Origin of the sequence: Pseudomonas sp. DE0157, from assembly GCF_007678615.1 — a bacterium.
Classification (GTDB): Bacteria; Pseudomonadota; Gammaproteobacteria; order Pseudomonadales; family Pseudomonadaceae; genus Aquipseudomonas; species Aquipseudomonas parafulva_B.
This window is the reverse complement of the sequence record NZ_VEJN01000002.1, coordinates 384470-401069: the sequence shown is the minus strand read 5'-3', so window position 1 is coordinate 401069 and position 16600 is coordinate 384470. Positions and strand designations below refer to the sequence as shown.

Below are 16600 nucleotides of genomic sequence, written 5' to 3'. Positions count from 1 at the left end.
CGATTGCACCTTGGCCCGTGAAGAGGCCGCACGTCCAAACCCAAGCCGAGCCTGAACCGAGGAAACCCGTTCCGATGAAAAAGTGGCAATGTATTGTCTGCGGTCTGATCTATGACGAAGCCGATGGCTGGCCGGATGATGGGATCGCGCCCGGCACGCGTTGGGAAGACGTACCCGAAGACTGGCTCTGCCCAGACTGCGGGGTTGGCAAGAGCGACTTTGAAATGATCGCCATCGGTTGATCGAGGAACCCCCCATGACGCCTCCTGTAGTCATCATTGGCACCGGGCTTGCGGGCTACAACCTCGCCCGGGAATTACGCAAGTTCGATGCACTCACCCCCGTGCTGATGATCACTGCCGATGATGGGCGGTCCTACTCCAAGCCCATGCTCTCGACCGGCTTCGCCAAGCAGAAGGACGCCGAGGGGCTGTGCATGGCCGAGCCCGGCGCCATGGCCGAGCAATTGAACGTCGAGGTGCGCACCCATACGCGCATAACGGGTATCGACCCAGGCCACAAGCGCCTATGGATTGGCGAGGAGGCAGTGCCCTATCGCGATCTCGTCCTGGCGCTGGGTGCACAGACCATCAGCGTGCCTGTGGAAGGTGACGCCAGCGACCTGATCTTCCCGATCAACGACCTTGAAGACTACGCGCGCCTGCGCGCCGCGGCTGACGGCAAGCAGCGGGTATTGATCCTGGGCGCCGGTCTTATCGGCTGTGAGTTTGCGAACGACATGCGTCTTGGTGGTTTCGAGGTTGATGTGGTCGCGCCCTGCGAGCAGATCATGCCCACCCTGTTGCACCCGGCAGCGGCCCAGGCGGTACAGAGCGGGCTACAGGGTATCGGCATTCGCTTTCATCTCGGGCCCGTGCTGACGCGCTTGCAGCGCCAGGGGCATGGCGTGCGTGCACAGCTGTCCGACGGCCAGGTCATCGCGTGCGACCTGGTCGTGTCGGCCGTAGGCCTGCGCCCACGAACGGACCTGGCTGCCGCAGCGGGCCTGCAGACTGGGCGGGGTATCTGTGTGGACCGATTCCTGCGTACCTCCCATGCCAATATCCACGCCTTGGGCGATTGTGCCGAGGTTGACGGCATCAACCTGCTCTACGTGATGCCGTTGATGAGTGGCGTTCGAGCGCTGGCGCAGACACTGACAGGCACCCCCACTGCCGTCAGCTATGGACCAATGCCCATCACCGTCAAGACGCCTGCCTGTCCTGTGGTGGTGTCGCCACCGCCGAATGGGCAGATTGGTACGTGGCAGGCAGAGGGTGAGGGCAATGACGTCAAAGCGCTCTGCCACGCCGCCGATGGCCAGCTGATCGGGTACGCCCTTACCGGCAGTACCGTGATGGAAAGACTGATGCTCAACCGCCAGCTTCCACCCGTCATGGCGTAAATAGCGCACGAACTGTCGGGTATGCCTTTTTTGCTTGTGCATTCTGGCCGTACCGATACTGGCGCGGTACTCAAGCGCGTGCCATTCTCACACTCGTCTGCCGCGGCTTAGAGCCCGTGGCGCCTTGAACGCTGCCCTTGAGGCGGCACGGCATAACAACAAGAATTCCGTCAAAGAGGCTTCATCATCATGCGCAAACCAGAACTCGCCGCTGTCATCGCCGAGAAGACCGACCTGACCAAAGACCAGGCCAACGAGGTGCTGAACGCGATTCTCGAAAGCATTACCCAGGCTGTGAACAACGATACAGTGACGCTGGTGGGGTTCGGCACGTTCGAGAAGCGTCATCGTGGGGCGCGAACCGGTAAAAACCCGCAGACGGGTGAGCCCGTCAAGATCAAGGCAAGCAACACGGTAGCCTTCAAGCCAGGCAAGAACTTGCGCGACAGTATCAACGTGCCCGCCAAGCCTGCTAAAAAGACTAAATGACCTAGGCCTGTCAGCGGCATGACGATCAATCGGGCGCCCACAGCGCCCGTTGTCTTCGCATACGAAAAAGATTCTTCGATTCCCTGAAAAGCACATAAAGCGGATAAACTGGCGCTCACAGTCACTTCTTAGACGAGACGCTCAAATGAAGTTCCGCTTACTTCTCTGGGTCCTGGGCCTGCTGATGGCCAGGGCAAGCCGAAACAATCCGGCTTTCCAGCAGCAGCTCAAGGGCAAGGATCTGGTGTTCCAGATGCAAACCCTCGACGGCAAGATCGCTCGGCACTTCATCGTCGCCAACGAACGCATCCGTAGCAAAGGGGGCGCGTTCGCGCAGCCTGCCTTCGCCATCGCCTTCAAGGATGCTGCCTATGGCTTCACTACCCTGCAGGCGCGCAACAAGCAGCTGGCATTCATGCAGGGCATCCAGGACAAGGCGATCCAGATCAAGGGCAACCCGGCCTTGGTGATGTGGTTCCAGGGCCTGATGAAGTACCTGAAACCTAAAAAGAAGCATTGACCGCGCAGGGGCCGAGCGACGGCCCCAGTCAATCAGTGTGGCGCAGCGAACTGGGACGCAAGCTCGCGCAGCAAGGTCTCAGCCTCGAGTACCTTGTTCACGACATCATTGGCCTTGTCGCGGGAAAGCCCAAGACGCTCAAGCAATGCATCGGGAATCTCCTCTTTCGGGCCCGAGCCGATACCCCGTGAGCGAAGCAATCGAGTCGCGAGGAAGACGAGGTTGGGAAAGGCTGCATAGTCGCCCTCGTAGTTGGGGTCATGCTGGAAGCGCAGCGCCGTGGACAACTCCTCGGGCATGTCCCACAGCTTCATCAGCCAGGCACCAATCTGCTCGCGGCTGATCCCTAGAAGGTGGCGCTCCACATAGGTGTGGCACAGATGGGGGTTGACCTCCAGATGCCGACAGATCAGCGAAAAATGCGGTGGAAACACATGTGCCAGCAGCAAGTACCCGAAATTGTGCAGAAGACCGGCAAGGTAGGTGAGGCCTGCCTCAGGTCGTTCGGCACGGGGCATTGCACGGGTAAGGCCCTCGATGACAGCCGCTGTGTAGATGGAGTGCTGCCAGTAAGGCGTCGCTTGCTGAGGCTGGTCCTTGGGTAGGCTGAGCGTCTTGCCCATGGCCAGGCCCAAAGCCAGGTTGATCACCAGATCGAAACCCAGCACCCTGACAATCGCATCCTCGACCGAGCGTACCTTGCCGGGCGAGGCGTAATAGGGCGATGCCGCCCAGCTCACGACCTGCGCAGCCAGCGCCGGGTCGGTTTCCACCACCCCGGTGATATCGTCGATGCTGGCATTCGGGTCGACACGCAGCTTCATGATCTTCTGCGCGGTATCGGCCAGGGGCGGGATTTCGATGGTTTCTTCGAGCCGCTTTTGAATGCGTCGTGCAGTGAAGGCCTGAACTGCCTGGCTGATCTCGCGGGTGTCATCGTCCGGACGGTCCAGGTTCAGGGCAATGGCCTGCACCTCCTGCCCGAATGCGCTGGCGCTGGCTTTGCTCAGCAGGCGTTTGAACGGGTCACGGTCGATGGCCAGCAGCAGGCCTTCCTGGCCTGACTGAATGAACACGGTCGCGGGTTCGAGCAGGCTTTTTTCGTACTGGCAAGGTGAGCTGGTCAGCGCCGGTATGCCTGGAAGAACCTTGAGATGGTGTTTTTCCAGCATTTGGCGCAAGCGGGGCACCGGCACAGCGGTAAGTGTCCGGCCAGTCAGCTCGGTGAGCCGGCTCAGGTCCAGCAGTTGGCTTTGCGGCAGCAGCACCATCAGTGCGCCCACCTCGTCGTCCAGCAGCACCGCCTGTACACAGGCTTGAGCCGGCGGGGGGGGATGCGCCAACACTTCACGGTAGGCAACGCCTAGCTTGTCGAGCAGCAACCGGATAACCGACGGTGTTTGTGGGGTTGCGGTGTCCAAGGCAGCTTGAGTCATGGTCCGTGTCCACTGGTTCCTAAAAGCGAAGTATAACCAGCCTCGCCGGGAGGCTGGATCCATTGACCGCTTGGGTCAGACTTGGCCGTACTGTTGCCCGTGACGCAGCCAGCGTTCAAGCAAGGGGCTGACATGTTCCGGCCAGCGGGCCACCAATGCCTGGGCTGCATCACGAACGGCCGGAAGCAGATCGGCATCGCGCATCAGGTCAGCGACCTTGAACTGCAGCAGACCCGTCTGGCGCGTGCCGAGCATCTCGCCCGGGCCGCGCAGCTCCAGGTCCTTTTCCGCGATGATGAAGCCATCGTTGGTTTCGCGCATGATGCCCAGGCGCTCGCGGCCCACCTGTGACAAGGGCGGGTGATACAGCAGAACGCAGTGGCTGGCAGCGCTGCCACGGCCCACCCGCCCACGCAACTGGTGCAGCTGGGCCAACCCCAGGCGCTCCGGGTTTTCGATGATCATCAGGCTGGCGTTGGGCACATCGACGCCAACTTCGATCACGGTCGTGGCAACCAGCAGCTGCAGATCACCGGCTTTGAATTGCGCCATGATCTCGGCTTTTTCTGCCGGTTTCATACGCCCGTGAATCAGCCCGACCCGCAATTCGCCCAGGGCGCTGCCAAGTTCCTCGTAGGTGCTCTCGGCGGCCTGGCAGGTCAGCTCTTCAGACTCCTCGATAAGGGTACAGACCCAGTAGGCCTGACGCCCTTCAGCACAGGCGGCGCGTACCCGCTCGACCACTTCGAAGCGACGGCTGTCGGCCACCAGCACCGTGTTGACCGGTGTACGCCCGGGAGGCAATTCGTCCAGCACGGAAGTATCCAGGTCAGCATAGGCGCTCATGGCCAACGTACGCGGAATGGGCGTCGCCGTCATGATCAGCTGATGAGGACACAACTCGCCATTCACACCCTTTTTGCGCAACGCCAGACGCTGCTGGACGCCAAAACGGTGCTGCTCGTCGATGATGGCCAGGGCGAGGTGCTTGAACTTGACCTCTTCCTGGAACAGGGCGTGGGTACCCACCACCATTGGCGCACCGGCGGCGATCTGCTCCAGTGCACTGACCCGGGCCTTGCCCTTGAGCTTGCCGGCCAGCCAGGCGACTTCGATGCCCAGTGGCTCCAGCCAGCGCTTGAAGGTGATGTAGTGCTGCTCGGCAAGAATCTCGGTAGGTGCCATCAGCGCCACCTGGTAACCCGCCTCCAACGCCTGCAGGGCTGCCAGTGCCGCGACCACGGTCTTGCCGGCGCCCACATCTCCTTGCACCAGGCGCAGCATGGGTTCGTGCTGGCTGAGGTCGTAGGCAATTTCATTGGCGACCCGCTGCTGCGCCCCCGTAGGCTTGAAGCCGAGATTGGCCAGGTACTCGTCCTGCAGGCGTGAAGGCTTGGGCAGCACCGGTGCGCGCAGGCTGCGCAGGCTTTCGCGCAATCGCTGCTGCGACAGCTGGTGGGTCAGCAGCTCTTCGAATGCCAGGCGGTGCTGGGCCCAGTGGTGGCCTTCGGCAAGCTCATCGAGGTCGGCGTCAGCCGGCGGGTTGTGCAAGTACCGTATGGCATCGTCCAACGGGGCCAGCTGATAATCGCGCGCAAGCTCCTCGGGCAGCCAGTCCGGCAGGCTGCGCGGCCCGAGCAAGGCCAGGCTCTGTTGGCAGAGCAGGCGTAGCCGTTGCTGGGTGAGCCCCTCGGTAGACGGGTAAATCGGGGTAAGCGTCTGTTCGACCGGCGGCGGGGGTTCGTCGCCGTTCAGTGCACGGTATTCCGGATGATAGATCTCCAGGCCCGATGCGCCCGGCCGGGCTTCGCCATAGCAACGCAGGTGAGTGCCGCGCTTGAGCCCTTCCTTCTGTGCGTTGCTGAAATGGTAGAAGCGCAGGCTCAGCACGCCGCTCCCGTCGCCCAGACGAACGACGAGGCTACGTCGCTTGCCCATGGTCACGTCCGCGCCGCTGACCACGCCCTCGATCACCGCGTCCTGCCCTGGCCGCAGTTGCCCGATCGGCACCACGCGGGTGCGGTCCTGGTAACGCAAGGGCAGGTGAAACAACACGTCCTGCAGGTTTTCCAGGCCCACCTTGGCAAGCTTCTGCGCCATGGCGTCACCGACACCCTTGAGCACAGTGACCGGTACCTTCGACAACTCACTCATGGCTCAGGCAGTTTGCTCGGTGGGCGTTTTGGCGACCGAGCACAGGCGGATCGAGTCGGCAAGAATCTCGATGGCCTTGGGCCGCGGGAAACTGGCGCGCCACGCGATCGCCACGGTACGAAATGGCGCTGGTGCTGTCAGCGGACGCACTTCGATCACGCCCGGTGCGTAGTGATGACTGTGCACGGCAGACAGCGGCAGGATGGAGACACCCAGCCCAGAGGCCACCATGTGGCGGATGGTTTCCAGCGAGCTGGATTCGACCGTGGTGTGGCGTGCGCCTTCACCGCCCTTGTTCAGGGTAGGGCACGCCTCCAGCACCTGGTCACGGAAGCAGTGACCTTCGCCCAGCAGCAACAGGCTCTTGTCGTTGAGCGATGCCGCATCGATGGTTTTCTTCGCCGTCCACGGGTGGTCGGCTGGCATCAGTGCGCAGAAAGGCTCGTCGTAGAGCGGCAGGGTCAGCACGTCGGCTTCGTTGAAGGGCAAGGCGACGATCACCGCATCCAGTTCACCGTTACGCAGCTTCTCACGCAGCACATGGGTGAAATTTTCCTCGATGTACAACGGCATCTGCGGGGCCACACGGTGCAGCTGTGGGATCAGGTGAGGAAAGAGGTAGGGGCCGACGGTGTAGATCGCGCCTACCTTGAGCGGGGCGGTCAATTGGTTCTTGCCGGCCTGGGCCAGTTCGCGGATGCCCTGAGCCTGTTCGAGCACTTTCTGGGCCTGGGCCACGATGCCTTCGCCAACCGGCGTGAGGCGCACCGCGCTCTTGCTGCGCTCGAAGATCAGTACGCCGAGCTCATCCTCGAGCTTCTTCACACCCACCGAAAGGGTAGGCTGGCTCACATGGCAACGCTCGGCTGCATGGCCGAAGTGCTGTTCCTGGGCGAGTGTGACGATGTAACGGAGTTCTGTGAGGGTCATAACGTGCGTCCATGAAGTTGCGAGCCCAGCATAGCGGCTGCAATCGATAGACGCACGTTATCAGACTTGCCGACTTGTGACAGAAACAAAACGTCAGCGGCGGTCCAGTGAGTACACGAACGGCGCGACGACTTCGATCGTCCCGTTGTTCAGCAGCTCAGCTGGCGGTTTGGGTACCTTGCCCGCTCGCCGAATCATTTCCATGGTTGCCCGGTCCAGGGACGCACTACCCGACCCACCGGCCAGTGAATACGACACGACCTTACCCTCGGCATCGACCACGAAACGCAGGCGATTGATGCCCTGCAAGCCTCTGCGCCGCGCGTCTTCCGGGTACCGCTTGTACTTCGCCAGGTGGCGCAACAGGTCACTCTGCCAGGTCGGCAGTGCGGTGCTGTTGGAGGCGACGCTCGGTGCGGGCGCTGCGGACTTCTGCGGCGGCGTATTGCTCGGTGGTGCGTCTACCGTTTCCTTGGTCGGCGGCGCTTCCTTCGGCGGCTCAGGCTTTTTCTCAGGCTTGGGCGGCTGTGGCTTGGCCTTCGGCTTGGGCGGCTTGGGAATGGCAATCTTGGGTTTAGGGGCTTCCACGACCTTCGGCAGCGGGGGTTCTTCGACCGGCGCCGGTGGTTGGGGAACTGCTTTGGGAGGGGGTGGTGGCGCTGGCTCCGGCAGCGGTGCCAGCTCGACCATCATGGCTGCCGGGGGCAGCTCGATGGCCTGGGGCACCGACCAGTTAAGCATGAGCAGCACAGCGACGGCATGGACACCCAGCACAAGCGCCAGGCTGCCGCTGTAACGCGCCAGATTGTGCCGCGTCTTCGTCATTTCTTGGCTGCCGTCTCAAGACCTACCAGACCGACTTTGAGGTAGCCGGCCGCGCGCATGTTGTTCATCACTTCCATCAGGTCACCGTAGTCCACACCTTTGTCGGCCTGGAAGAAGATGGTGGTGTCCTTGTCACCCTTGGTCTTGGCGTCCAGCATCGGGCCAAGGCGCTCGGGCGTTGGGACCGGGTCATCGCCGACATAGAGCTTCTGGTCGGCCTTGACGCTGACGAAGACAGGCTTCTCGGGCCTGGGCGCCGGCTTGGCCGTCGAAGCAGGCAAGTCGACCTTGATGTCGACCGTGGCAAGGGGCGCTGCGACCATGAAGATGATCAGCAGCACCAACATCACGTCGATAAACGGCGTCACGTTGATTTCGTGGTTTTCGGCGAGGTCGTCGCCACCTTCGTTCAGATGCAGGCCCATGGCTTACCCCACTTTCACCATGTGCGGGGCGGCGCGATCGCTGCCCTGATGGTCCAGGTCGCGGCTGACCAGCAGCAGCACCTGGGCCGAAGCGTCGGACACCTGTGCCTTGTAGCCGGCGATGGAGCGGGCGAAGACGTTGTAGATGACCACGGCCGGGATGGCGGCAACCAGGCCCAGTGCGGTGGCCAGCAGCGCTTCGGCAATACCCGGGGCGACCACGGCGAGGTTGGTGGTCTGAGTCTTGGCGATGCCGATGAAGCTGTTCATGATGCCCCACACGGTGCCGAACAGGCCCACGAATGGCGCAGTGGAACCAATGGTGGCCAGCACGCCCGTGCCGCTGCTCATATTTCGCCCGCTGGCGTGTACCAGTCGTTCCAGGCGGAAGCTCACGCGCTCCTTGATGCCTTCCTTTTCACGGGCATTGGCCGACAGGCGCATTTCCTCGAGCGCATCGTGAACCAGGGTATGGGCCAGGGTGCCTTGCTTGTCGGAGACTTCGCTGGCTTCCTTGAGGCTGGTCGATTTCTTCAGGCGGGCGATTTCCCCGCGCAGGCGGCGCTTGGCCCCCATCAACTCGAAGCCTTTGGCGATCCAGATGGTCCAAGTGATGATCGAGGCGATGGCCAGGCCGATCATGACGGCCTTGACCACGACATCGGCGTTCTTGTACATGCCCCAAGGCGACAGGTCATGGGCCATGCCGAGCGAGGTATCTTCCACCAGGGCTTGGGCGTCCGGGTCTGCAGCAACCGGAGCCTGTGCAACGGTACCCGGTGCCGCTTCGCCGGCCGGAGCGCTAGCTGGTGCAGCAGCGCTGGCCGCCGGGGCCGTCACTGGGGCAGCGGCATTGGGCTCATCGGCCATGGCGACCGGGGCCAGCGCCAGGCTGAGAATCAGCGCAGCGGTGGCACGCCAGGCGCGCGATGGGGTTGGCGAAGCGGAAGGTTGGGTACGTGTCATGCTGGCCGGACCTGATGAAGATGATGGGTGAGCGTTCTTCAAGGCCTCGAGGCAGGCCGAGAACAATTTGGTCGCCATTATTGCAAGTAATTCTTGTTAACAAAAGTAATATTGTTGCTTTTTCTCCTGCAGAGGGGCTGAGCAATCGGCCCTAGAGGGCTTCAGATGTCTGACTTGAGTGTGTTGATCGTAGGATGTGGGGACGTCGGCAGTCGCCTGGCTCGGCAAATGCTGACGCGTGGTTGGCAAGTCAGCGGCCTGCGCCGTTCGGTGGCGCAGTTGCCTGATGGCGTAGCGCCGATTGCAGCTGATCTATCGAACCCGAACATCCCAGCTGCCTGGCCTGAGCGGGCACCCGACTACGTGGTTTATTGCGTGGCTGCCAGCCAGCATGACGAGGCAGGGTATCAGGCGGCGTATGTCCAGGGGTTGCGTCACGTGCAGCGCTGGCTGGCCGAGCGTGGGCAACAACCCCGACGCCTTTTGTTCGTGTCCAGCAGCAGCGTGTTTGGGCACAAGGGTGGGGAGTGGGTTGATGAGCAATCGGCCACCGAACCTGAGGGGTACTCGGGGCGCATCATGCTCGAAGCTGAAAGGCTGGCGCTGTCCGGTGCTGCGCCAGCCAGCGTGGTTCGCCTGACCGGCATCTACGGGCCAGGTCGAGAGTGGCTGTTGCGTCAGGTGCGTCAGGGTTATCGCGTCGCCGAGCAACCGCCGTTGTATGGCAACCGTATTCACGTGGACGATGCTGCCAGCCTGCTGGCATTCCTGCTGCAATGCGACAGCCAAGGCAAGGCGCTGGACGATTGCTACATCGGCGTGGACGACAGCCCGGCACCGCTGGCCGAAGTCGTGGCCTGGCTGCGTGAACAGTTGGGGGTTACGCAGTGGTCCGATGAGGAGCGTGTGCGTCGCACGGGCAGCAAGCGCTGCAGCAACGCCCGCGCACGGGGGCTAGGCTGGTCCCCGCAGTACCCCAGTTACAAGGAAGGCTACGCAGCGATCCTCGGGCAATGATCCCCTGGCCGGCGCGCAGGTAGCTTGCGTTACCTGCGCGCCGGCTGGGGTATCGTCAGTTGTGTTGCAGCAGCCACTGGCGCTTGCCGGCTGCGAGCATCGGCATTTCATCCGGCTGGGCGCGGTTCACCGCCTGGAAGATTTCCAGCTGATTGCCATTGCGCTTGATGATGAACGGGGCCCCGCGCTGGTTGCGCTCCAGCCACAGGCTGTCATTGCTGCCGCCCATCGTTGCGCAATCACCGGCCAGGCACAGGGCGAAACGATCCGGACCGGGCAGGCCGGTGACGTTGCCGCTGTCGCTGAACGTTACGTTGGCGCCCTTGCCTGGGCCATCCATGATTGTCCAGGCGCCGCCGAGATAAGCCTGGTACAGCGCCTGCTCGAAGCTGCTGCCCAGTGGCGCATTGTTGCCACTGGGCGTCTTGGCACGCTCGAAGCGCTGTTTCGCGCCTCGCTGGTCGACTGTTTGCAGTTCGTCGCCGTCCAGCGACAGTTGCTCGGTGGCACCGCCTTCGAAAGTGGCCAGCCACTGCTTGTCATTGGCGCTGAGCTGACCATCCGAGGCCTCGAACCCGTTGCTGTAGCTGGCGCGCTGGGTAGCAACATCGAGCTTCCACTCGAAGACCGGGCCATGCTCATTCAGGGCCTGGCGAAGGTTGCCTTGCTTGACGGCCGCAGTGATGGCGTCCTGGTTGATCCAGGTGCCGTTGAAGTCTTCAGGTTTGTGGCTGGCGCAGCCGCCCAGGACCAGGGCTGCCAGCGTAAGAGGCAATGCTATGCGCATGTCGGGAACCTTCCAGGAGAGGGAAAGGCGGCGAGTGCAATGCCCGCCGCCTGGGGCATCACTCGATGACGAGGATGGCGTCCATCTCGACCTGCGCGCCTTTTGGCAGCGCGGCCACGCCGATGGCGGCGCGAGCGGGGTAGGGCTGCTCGAAGTAGCGACCCATCACCTCGTTGACCTTGGCGAAATGGCTCAGGTCGGTCAGGAAGATGTTCAGCTTGACGATGTCCTTGAACGAACCGCCTGCTTCTTCCGCCACAGCCTTGAGGTTCTCGAACACCTGGACGGTCTGGGCCTCGAAGCCTTCGACCAGTTCCATGGTCTTGGGATCCAGCGGGATCTGGCCAGACATGTACACGGTGTTACCGGCCTTGATCGCCTGCGAATAGGTGCCGATGGCGGCAGGGGCCTTGTCGCTGTTGATGACGGTCTTGCTCATGATGACTCCTTGCGGTTGGCGGACTACGTACGCATGCGGGTGATGCGAACCACACCGGTCAGGGTACGCAGCTTCTTGATCACACGCGCCAGGTGCACGCGGTCGTGCACGCTGACCACCAGTTGGACCACGCTGATACGGCCGTCGCGTTCGTCCATGCTGATCTTCTCGATGTTGCCATCGGCCGCGTTGACGCTGCTGGCCAGCAAGGCAATCAGGCCGCGCTGGTGCTCCAGCTCTACGCGCAACTCGACGTTGAATTCGCCAGTGATGTCCTTGGCCCAGGAAAGCTGGACGCATTTCTCGGGGTTGTGGCGAATTTCACTGATGTTTCGGCAGTTCTCAAGGTGCACGACCATGCCCTTGCCCGCCGAAAGGTGACCCACGATCGGGTCGCCCGGAATCGGCGTGCAGCACTTGGCATAGCTGAGCACCAGGCCTTCGGTACCGCGAATCGCCAGCGGACCTTCGGGGGCCGGCAGTTGCTCGCCTTCTGCAGACAGCAGACGGCGCGCGACCACGTAGGCCATGCGGTTGCCCAGCCCGATATCTTCAAGCAGGTCTTCGATCAATTCCAGGCGGTATTCGCTGAGGATTGCCTGCACGCGCTCGCGGGGAATCTGATCCAGCGCGCTGTCGAAACCAGTCAGTACCTTGTTGAGCAGCCGCTCGCCCAGGCTGATGGATTCGGAGCGGCGCTGCTGCTTGAGCGCATGGCGAATATGTGTGCGCGCCTTGCCGGTGACCACGAAATTGAGCCACGCCGGATTGGGTCGAGCCCCCGGTGCGCTGACGATCTCTACCGTCGAGCCACTCTGCAACGGCTCGGAGAGCGGTGCCAGGCGCCGGTTGATACGGCATGCGATGCAGCTGTTGCCAACGTCGGTGTGCACTGCGTAGGCGAAGTCCACGGCAGTGGAACCCTTGGGCAGCTCCATGATGCGGCCTTTGGGCGTGAAGACGTACACCTCGTCCGGGAACAGGTCGATCTTGACGCTCTCGATGAACTCCAGCGAGTTGCCTGCACGTTGCTGCAATTCAAGGATGCCTTTGACCCACTGCCTGGCACGGGCATGGTTGCCCTTGGGCTGCTCATCCCCATTGGCCTTGTACAGCCAGTGCGCAGCGATACCGTTATTGGCCATCTCTTCCATTTCGCGCGTACGGATCTGGATTTCGATGGGCACGCCGTGCATGCCGAACAAGGTGGTGTGCAACGACTGATAGCCGTTGGCCTTGGGAATGGCGATATAGTCCTTGAACCGCCCTGGCAGCGGTTTGTACAGGTTGTGCACGGCACCGAGGACGCGGTAGCAGGTATCGACCTTGTCGACGATGATGCGGAAGGCATACACGTCCATGATCTCGTTGAAGGCGCGACGCTTGCCGCGCATCTTCTTGTAGATGCCATAGAGGTGTTTTTGCCGGCCACTGATCTCGCCTTCGATACCGTCGGCAGCCAGGCAGTTGGCCAGCGACTGCTCGATCTTGGCGACGATTTCCTTGCGGTTGCCCCGTGCACTTTTGACGGCGCGATGAATCAGCGACGAGCGCATCGGGTGCATGGCCTTGAAGCCAAGGTCTTCGAACTCGACGCGTACCGTGTGCATCCCCAGGCGGTTGGCGATGGGGGCGTAGATCTCGAGGGTTTCCTTGGCAATCCGGCGTCGTTTCTCGCCGGACAGCACTTCCAGGGTGCGCATGTTATGCAGGCGGTCGGCCAGCTTGACCAGGATCACGCGAATGTCGCGTGCCATGGCCATGGCCATTTTCTGGAAGTTCTCGGCTTGCGCCTCGGCCTTGGTTTCGAAGTTCATCTGGGTCAGCTTGCTGACGCCGTCCACCAGCTCGGCAACCGTCTCGCCAAACTGCTGGCTGAGGGCTTCCTTGGCAATGCCGGTATCTTCGATCACGTCATGGAGCATGGCTGCCATCAGGCTTTGATGGTCCATGTGCATGTCGGCAAGGATGCTGGCCACGGCCAACGGGTGCGTTACGTAGGGCTCGCCACTGCGGCGACGTTGCCCATCGTGCGCTTGTTCTGCGTAGAAGTAGGCACGCCGTACCAGGTTGACCTGTTCGGGGCCCAGGTAAGTCGACAGCCGTTCGGCCAAGGCCTCTATACCCGGCATGGCTTAGCCTCCTGCCGAGATAGGGGGCCTTGCGCCTTGCGACGTCGACCGGGCATCAATCAGACAGCCTCGTTCGACTCGTCCTCGAACGCGGCAAAGACCGGATCCTCGGTGACAATTTCTTCAGCGGCGATGAATTCGTTGGTCACGATGCCTTCGGCGATTTCGCGCAGGGCAACGACGGTGGGCTTGTCGTTTTCCCACGCAACGCGTGGCTCTTTACCGCCGGTCGCCAGCTGGCGAGCGCGCTTGGTCGAGAGCATGACCAGCTCAAAACGGTTATCCACGTGTTCCAGGCAGTCTTCAACAGTTACGCGGGCCATGGTCTTCCTCAGTAGCAAATGCGGTAGGCGTGCAGCCCATTAGTGGGCAGGCGGACTCGATAGTATAAAAATTCACCAGCCAATAGGGAAGCGCTGTTTTGTCGAGCGCCGCCGTGCGGTGCGCTGCGAGTCATTCAGGTACTGCGGTGCATGCCCGCGTTTGCCAGGCCTGACGATACCTCTGGGACGCAGTGCAAGGACCGCCATAGACGCCTTGCAATGGCCCCGACAATAACCTCAGAGCATTGCGTCGCGCAACCGCGGGGTGAGCTCCTCGAAAAGGGTTTGGACCGAGCGCAGCGCGCGGCAGTCCGGTCGGGTCAAGAGCCACAACTGGGTGTCGCAACCTGGCAGCGGCCCGCTGAGTGCATCGACCCCTGGCAGGCTATGCACCATGTAGTCCGGCAGCGCTGCCACGCCCAGGCCAGCGGTGACCAGTTGGGCAATGGTGGACATGCTGCTGCACTGGTAGCGCGGGCTCAGGCCAGGGTGTTGCTGGTTGCGCCAGACTACCGTCGGATGGTCCTGCATGGCGTCATCCGGCGCGATCCATGGCACCGCGCTGGCGCTTTCACCGAGGCGGTCGCGCCACTGAGGTTGGCCACATATCACGTAGGACGTTGACCCCAGGTTGCGCCCCACCAGGTGTTCGGGAGGCGTGTTGGTCAAACGCAGGGCGATGTCTGCATCTCGCCGGCTGAGGTTGGCGAACACGTTTGAGGTGCCCATCTCCAGCGACAGCGCGGGGTAATTCTGCATGAAGTCGGCCAGTGCAGGCAGCAGCAGGCTGTGCATGACGGCCTCAGTGCAGGTCAGGCGCACGGTGCCGCTGACGACCTGTTCACCGCTGGTCATGGCAATGCGCGCCGCCTCGAGTGCTTGCTCGGCGCGCTCGGCCTGCTCGGCGAGGGCCTGTGCAGTATCGGTAGGCAAGTAGCCTTTGCGGCTCTTGACGAACAGAGCCGTGCCCAGCGCCGACTCCAGGCGGCGTATCGACCGGAAAACGGTCGATACGTCCACTTTGAGCAACTCGGCCGCCTTGGCCAGAGAGCGCCCGCGTTCCAACGCCAGAACCAGGGAAAGATCGGCATGGGTAATTTGATATTGCATTGGTGCACGCTCTCGTTGCCGAATTGCCAATGTCTGTTGCGTCAGAGCCATTTTATAGTGAAACGACCCCCGGGAATCAATGCGCCCGCTGCGGTTACCAATCCCCACGATGGGAAAGTGAAAACAACAACAGCTGCAACCATCGTCGCCTACCAGGCGCCAGCCGTCTCTCCACATCGCCGCAGCCCAGCAAAGGATGTACAGCCATGACGTCGGTAGCCCCGTGCGCCCGTTCCTCACGCGAGATGAATGACTTCCTGCAGGCACACCCCGACACCCAGTACGTCGACTTGCTGATTGCCGATATGAATGGAGTCGTGCGCGGCAAGCGCATCGAGCGGGCCAGCTTGCACAAGGTGTATGAGCGAGGCATCAACCTGCCGGCATCGCTGTTTGCGCTCGACATCAACGGCGCCACCGTAGAAAGCACCGGGCTGGGCCTGGATATGGGCGATGCCGATCGCATCTGCTACCCCATTGCCGATACGCTTGCGCACGAGCCCTGGCAGAAGCGTCCCACCGCCCAGTTGCTCATGACCATGCACGAACTGGACGGTCAGCCGTTCTTCGCTGATCCGCGCGAGGTCTTGCGTCAGGTCGTGAGCCGGTTCGACGCGCTGGGCCTGTCCCTGTGCGTTGCGTTGGCGCTCGAGTTCTACCTGATCGACCAGGACAACCTCAATGGGCGACCGCAGCCGCCGCGCTCGCCGTTATCCGGCAAGCGTGCCCATTCGACCCAGGCCTACTTCATCGACGACCTGGACGAGTACGCCGACTGTTTGCAGGACATTCTCGAAGCGGCAAAGGCCCAAGGCTTGCCGGTGGATGCCATCGTTAAGGAAAGCGCACCTGCGCAGTTCAAGGTCAATCTGCATCACGTGGCTGACCCTCTGAAAGCTTGTGATCAAGCGATCCTGCTCAAGCGCCTGATCAAGAACGTTGCCTACGACCACGAAATGGACACGACATTCATGGCCAAGCCCTATCCCGGCCAGGCGGGCAGTGGTCTACATGTTCACCTGTCGCTGGTAGAAAAACACAGCGGCAGGAACCTCTTTGCAAGCGAAGACCCACTGAGGTGCGACGCGCTGCGCCATGCTATCGGCGGCATGCTGCAGACGCTCCCTGCGTCCATGGCCTTCCTGTGCCCGAACATCAATTCGTATCGCAGGTTCGGCGCCCAGTTCAATGTGCCAAATGCCCCAGGCTGGGGCTTGGATAACCGTACCGTCGCCCTGCGTGTACCGACAGATAACAGCCGAAGCACGCGTCTGGAACATCGCGTGGCAGGTGCAGACGCCAATCCCTACCTAATGCTTGCTGTGATTCTTGCTGGCGTTCACCATGGCCTGACCCACCAGATCGAGCCGCAGGCGCCCATTGAAGGCAATGCTTTCGAGCAACTGGAGCAGAGCCTTGCGAACAACCTGCGCGACGCGTTGCGTGCGCTGGAAGACAGTGACGTACTCAGGCAATACATCAGTGCGCACTACATCGATGTCTTCGTGGCCTGCAAGGACAGCGAGCTGGCCGAATTCGAGGCGTCGATTTCCGACCTCGAATACAACTGGTACCTGCACACGGTGTAGCGCCAAGGCGCCTGCATGAGGCCAGGGGAAGGTTTCGCAGCGGGCTCTGAGTG

Annotated in this window: 17 protein-coding genes; 6 read left to right on the top strand and 11 right to left on the bottom strand. The window is 62.0% G+C overall.

Features of this window, described 5'->3' with window-relative positions; all coding sequences use genetic code 11:
- Window positions 1–74 precede the first annotated feature (74 nt).
- The 4 genes from FS777_RS04585 (at window position 75) to FS777_RS04570 (ending at window position 2414) form a co-directional block, all read left to right on the top strand.
- Complete coding sequence (locus FS777_RS04585; protein WP_023532601.1) at window positions 75–242, top strand: rubredoxin; 168 nt, start codon at window positions 75–77, stop codon at window positions 240–242.
- Between the two features lie 14 nt (window positions 243–256).
- A complete protein-coding gene (locus FS777_RS04580) occupies window positions 257–1405 on the top strand; it encodes an NAD(P)/FAD-dependent oxidoreductase (RefSeq protein ID WP_078479357.1) in 1149 nt (382 codons plus the stop codon).
- Window positions 1406–1594: 189 nt separating this feature from the next.
- Entirely contained in the window at window positions 1595–1894 is a 300-nt protein-coding gene (locus FS777_RS04575; protein ID WP_058602763.1) for an HU family DNA-binding protein, read from the top strand.
- Between the two features lie 145 nt (window positions 1895–2039).
- On the top strand, window positions 2040–2414 hold the full coding sequence (locus tag FS777_RS04570; protein ID WP_078479356.1) for a helicase: 375 nt from the start codon (window positions 2040–2042) through the stop codon (window positions 2412–2414).
- A 32-nt stretch (window positions 2415–2446) separates the two neighbouring features.
- Here the strand turns inward: FS777_RS04570 and FS777_RS04565 are convergent, their stop codons facing one another.
- The 6 genes from FS777_RS04565 to exbB all read right to left on the bottom strand — a co-directional run bounded on the left by FS777_RS04565 (window position 2447) and on the right by exbB (window position 9150).
- Complete coding sequence (locus tag FS777_RS04565) at window positions 2447–3850, bottom strand: aminoacyl-tRNA deacylase and HDOD domain-containing protein (RefSeq protein WP_058602765.1); 1404 nt, start codon at window positions 3848–3850, stop codon at window positions 2447–2449.
- 75 nt (window positions 3851–3925) lie between these two features.
- Window positions 3926–6004, bottom strand: coding sequence for an ATP-dependent DNA helicase RecG (gene recG / locus FS777_RS04560; protein ID WP_023532570.1), 2079 nt, complete (start codon window positions 6002–6004; stop codon window positions 3926–3928).
- Between the two features lie 3 nt (window positions 6005–6007).
- Window positions 6008–6934 carry a hydrogen peroxide-inducible genes activator gene (locus tag FS777_RS04555; RefSeq protein ID WP_023532770.1) on the bottom strand — a complete coding sequence of 309 codons (927 nt, stop codon included), beginning with the start codon at window positions 6932–6934 and terminating at the stop codon, window positions 6008–6010.
- A gap of 93 nt (window positions 6935–7027) precedes the next feature.
- Window positions 7028–7759, bottom strand: coding sequence for an energy transducer TonB (locus FS777_RS04550; protein WP_027913359.1), 732 nt, complete (start codon window positions 7757–7759; stop codon window positions 7028–7030).
- Window positions 7756–8184, bottom strand: a complete 429-nt coding sequence (exbD, locus tag FS777_RS04545) for a TonB system transport protein ExbD (protein WP_058602766.1) — start codon at window positions 8182–8184, stop codon at window positions 7756–7758. The genes FS777_RS04550 and exbD overlap by 4 nt, the downstream gene beginning before the upstream one ends.
- Window positions 8185–8187: 3 nt before the next feature.
- Window positions 8188–9150, bottom strand: a complete 963-nt coding sequence (exbB, locus tag FS777_RS04540; RefSeq protein ID WP_058638825.1) for a tonB-system energizer ExbB — start codon at window positions 9148–9150, stop codon at window positions 8188–8190.
- A 165-nt stretch (window positions 9151–9315) separates the two neighbouring features.
- Between exbB and FS777_RS04535 the strand changes: the two genes are divergently transcribed.
- Entirely contained in the window at window positions 9316–10167 is an 852-nt protein-coding gene (locus tag FS777_RS04535) for an SDR family oxidoreductase (RefSeq protein WP_078479354.1), read from the top strand.
- Window positions 10168–10222: 55 nt separating this feature from the next.
- On the opposite strand, the gene FS777_RS04530 is transcribed toward FS777_RS04535, so the two are convergent.
- From FS777_RS04530 to FS777_RS04510, 5 genes are all read right to left on the bottom strand, one after another.
- Window positions 10223–10954, bottom strand: coding sequence for a hypothetical protein (locus tag FS777_RS04530; RefSeq protein WP_058638827.1), 732 nt, complete (start codon window positions 10952–10954; stop codon window positions 10223–10225).
- A 58-nt stretch (window positions 10955–11012) separates the two neighbouring features.
- A complete protein-coding gene (locus tag FS777_RS04525; protein WP_058638828.1) occupies window positions 11013–11393 on the bottom strand; it encodes a RidA family protein in 381 nt (126 codons plus the stop codon).
- Window positions 11394–11416: 23 nt separating this feature from the next.
- Window positions 11417–13525, bottom strand: a complete 2109-nt coding sequence (spoT, locus tag FS777_RS04520; protein WP_058638829.1) for a bifunctional GTP diphosphokinase/guanosine-3',5'-bis pyrophosphate 3'-pyrophosphohydrolase — start codon at window positions 13523–13525, stop codon at window positions 11417–11419.
- A gap of 59 nt (window positions 13526–13584) precedes the next feature.
- Complete coding sequence (gene rpoZ, locus FS777_RS04515) at window positions 13585–13848, bottom strand: DNA-directed RNA polymerase subunit omega (protein ID WP_012312123.1); 264 nt, start codon at window positions 13846–13848, stop codon at window positions 13585–13587.
- Window positions 13849–14085: 237 nt separating this feature from the next.
- On the bottom strand, window positions 14086–14958 hold the full coding sequence (locus FS777_RS04510) for a LysR family transcriptional regulator (RefSeq protein WP_078479351.1): 873 nt from the start codon (window positions 14956–14958) through the stop codon (window positions 14086–14088).
- Between the two features lie 206 nt (window positions 14959–15164).
- On the opposite strand from FS777_RS04510, the gene FS777_RS04505 reads away from it, so the two are divergent.
- Window positions 15165–16547 (top strand): glutamine synthetase family protein, encoded by a 1383-nt coding sequence (locus tag FS777_RS04505; protein ID WP_058638831.1) that lies wholly within the window; start codon window positions 15165–15167, stop codon window positions 16545–16547.
- Window positions 16548–16600 lie beyond the last annotated feature (53 nt).

Excerpts from the sequence above, each read along its gene's own strand:
- FS777_RS04580 (WP_078479357.1), top strand. The coding sequence starts at position 257 with ATGACGCCTCCTGTAGTCATCATTGGCACCGGGCTTGCGGGCTACAAC.
- FS777_RS04570 (WP_078479356.1), top strand. The coding sequence starts at position 2,040 with ATGAAGTTCCGCTTACTTCTCTGGGTCCTGGGCCTGCTGATGGCCAGG.
- FS777_RS04575 (WP_058602763.1), top strand. The coding sequence starts at position 1,595 with ATGCGCAAACCAGAACTCGCCGCTGTCATCGCCGAGAAGACCGACCTG.
- FS777_RS04535 (WP_078479354.1), top strand. The coding sequence starts at position 9,316 with ATGTCTGACTTGAGTGTGTTGATCGTAGGATGTGGGGACGTCGGCAGT.
- FS777_RS04505 (WP_058638831.1), top strand. The coding sequence starts at position 15,165 with ATGACGTCGGTAGCCCCGTGCGCCCGTTCCTCACGCGAGATGAATGAC.
- FS777_RS04585 (WP_023532601.1), top strand. The coding sequence starts at position 75 with ATGAAAAAGTGGCAATGTATTGTCTGCGGTCTGATCTATGACGAAGCC.
- FS777_RS04510 (WP_078479351.1), bottom strand. The coding sequence starts at position 14,958 with ATGCAATATCAAATTACCCATGCCGATCTTTCCCTGGTTCTGGCGTTG.
- FS777_RS04525 (WP_058638828.1), bottom strand. The coding sequence starts at position 11,393 with ATGAGCAAGACCGTCATCAACAGCGACAAGGCCCCTGCCGCCATCGGC.
- spoT (WP_058638829.1), bottom strand. The coding sequence starts at position 13,525 with ATGCCGGGTATAGAGGCCTTGGCCGAACGGCTGTCGACTTACCTGGGC.
- recG (WP_023532570.1), bottom strand. The coding sequence starts at position 6,004 with ATGAGTGAGTTGTCGAAGGTACCGGTCACTGTGCTCAAGGGTGTCGGT.
- exbB (WP_058638825.1), bottom strand. The coding sequence starts at position 9,150 with ATGACACGTACCCAACCTTCCGCTTCGCCAACCCCATCGCGCGCCTGG.
- FS777_RS04550 (WP_027913359.1), bottom strand. The coding sequence starts at position 7,759 with ATGACGAAGACGCGGCACAATCTGGCGCGTTACAGCGGCAGCCTGGCG.
- FS777_RS04530 (WP_058638827.1), bottom strand. The coding sequence starts at position 10,954 with ATGCGCATAGCATTGCCTCTTACGCTGGCAGCCCTGGTCCTGGGCGGC.
- exbD (WP_058602766.1), bottom strand. The coding sequence starts at position 8,184 with ATGGGCCTGCATCTGAACGAAGGTGGCGACGACCTCGCCGAAAACCAC.
- FS777_RS04555 (WP_023532770.1), bottom strand. The coding sequence starts at position 6,934 with ATGACCCTCACAGAACTCCGTTACATCGTCACACTCGCCCAGGAACAG.
- FS777_RS04565 (WP_058602765.1), bottom strand. The coding sequence starts at position 3,850 with ATGACTCAAGCTGCCTTGGACACCGCAACCCCACAAACACCGTCGGTT.
- rpoZ (WP_012312123.1), bottom strand. The coding sequence starts at position 13,848 with ATGGCCCGCGTAACTGTTGAAGACTGCCTGGAACACGTGGATAACCGT.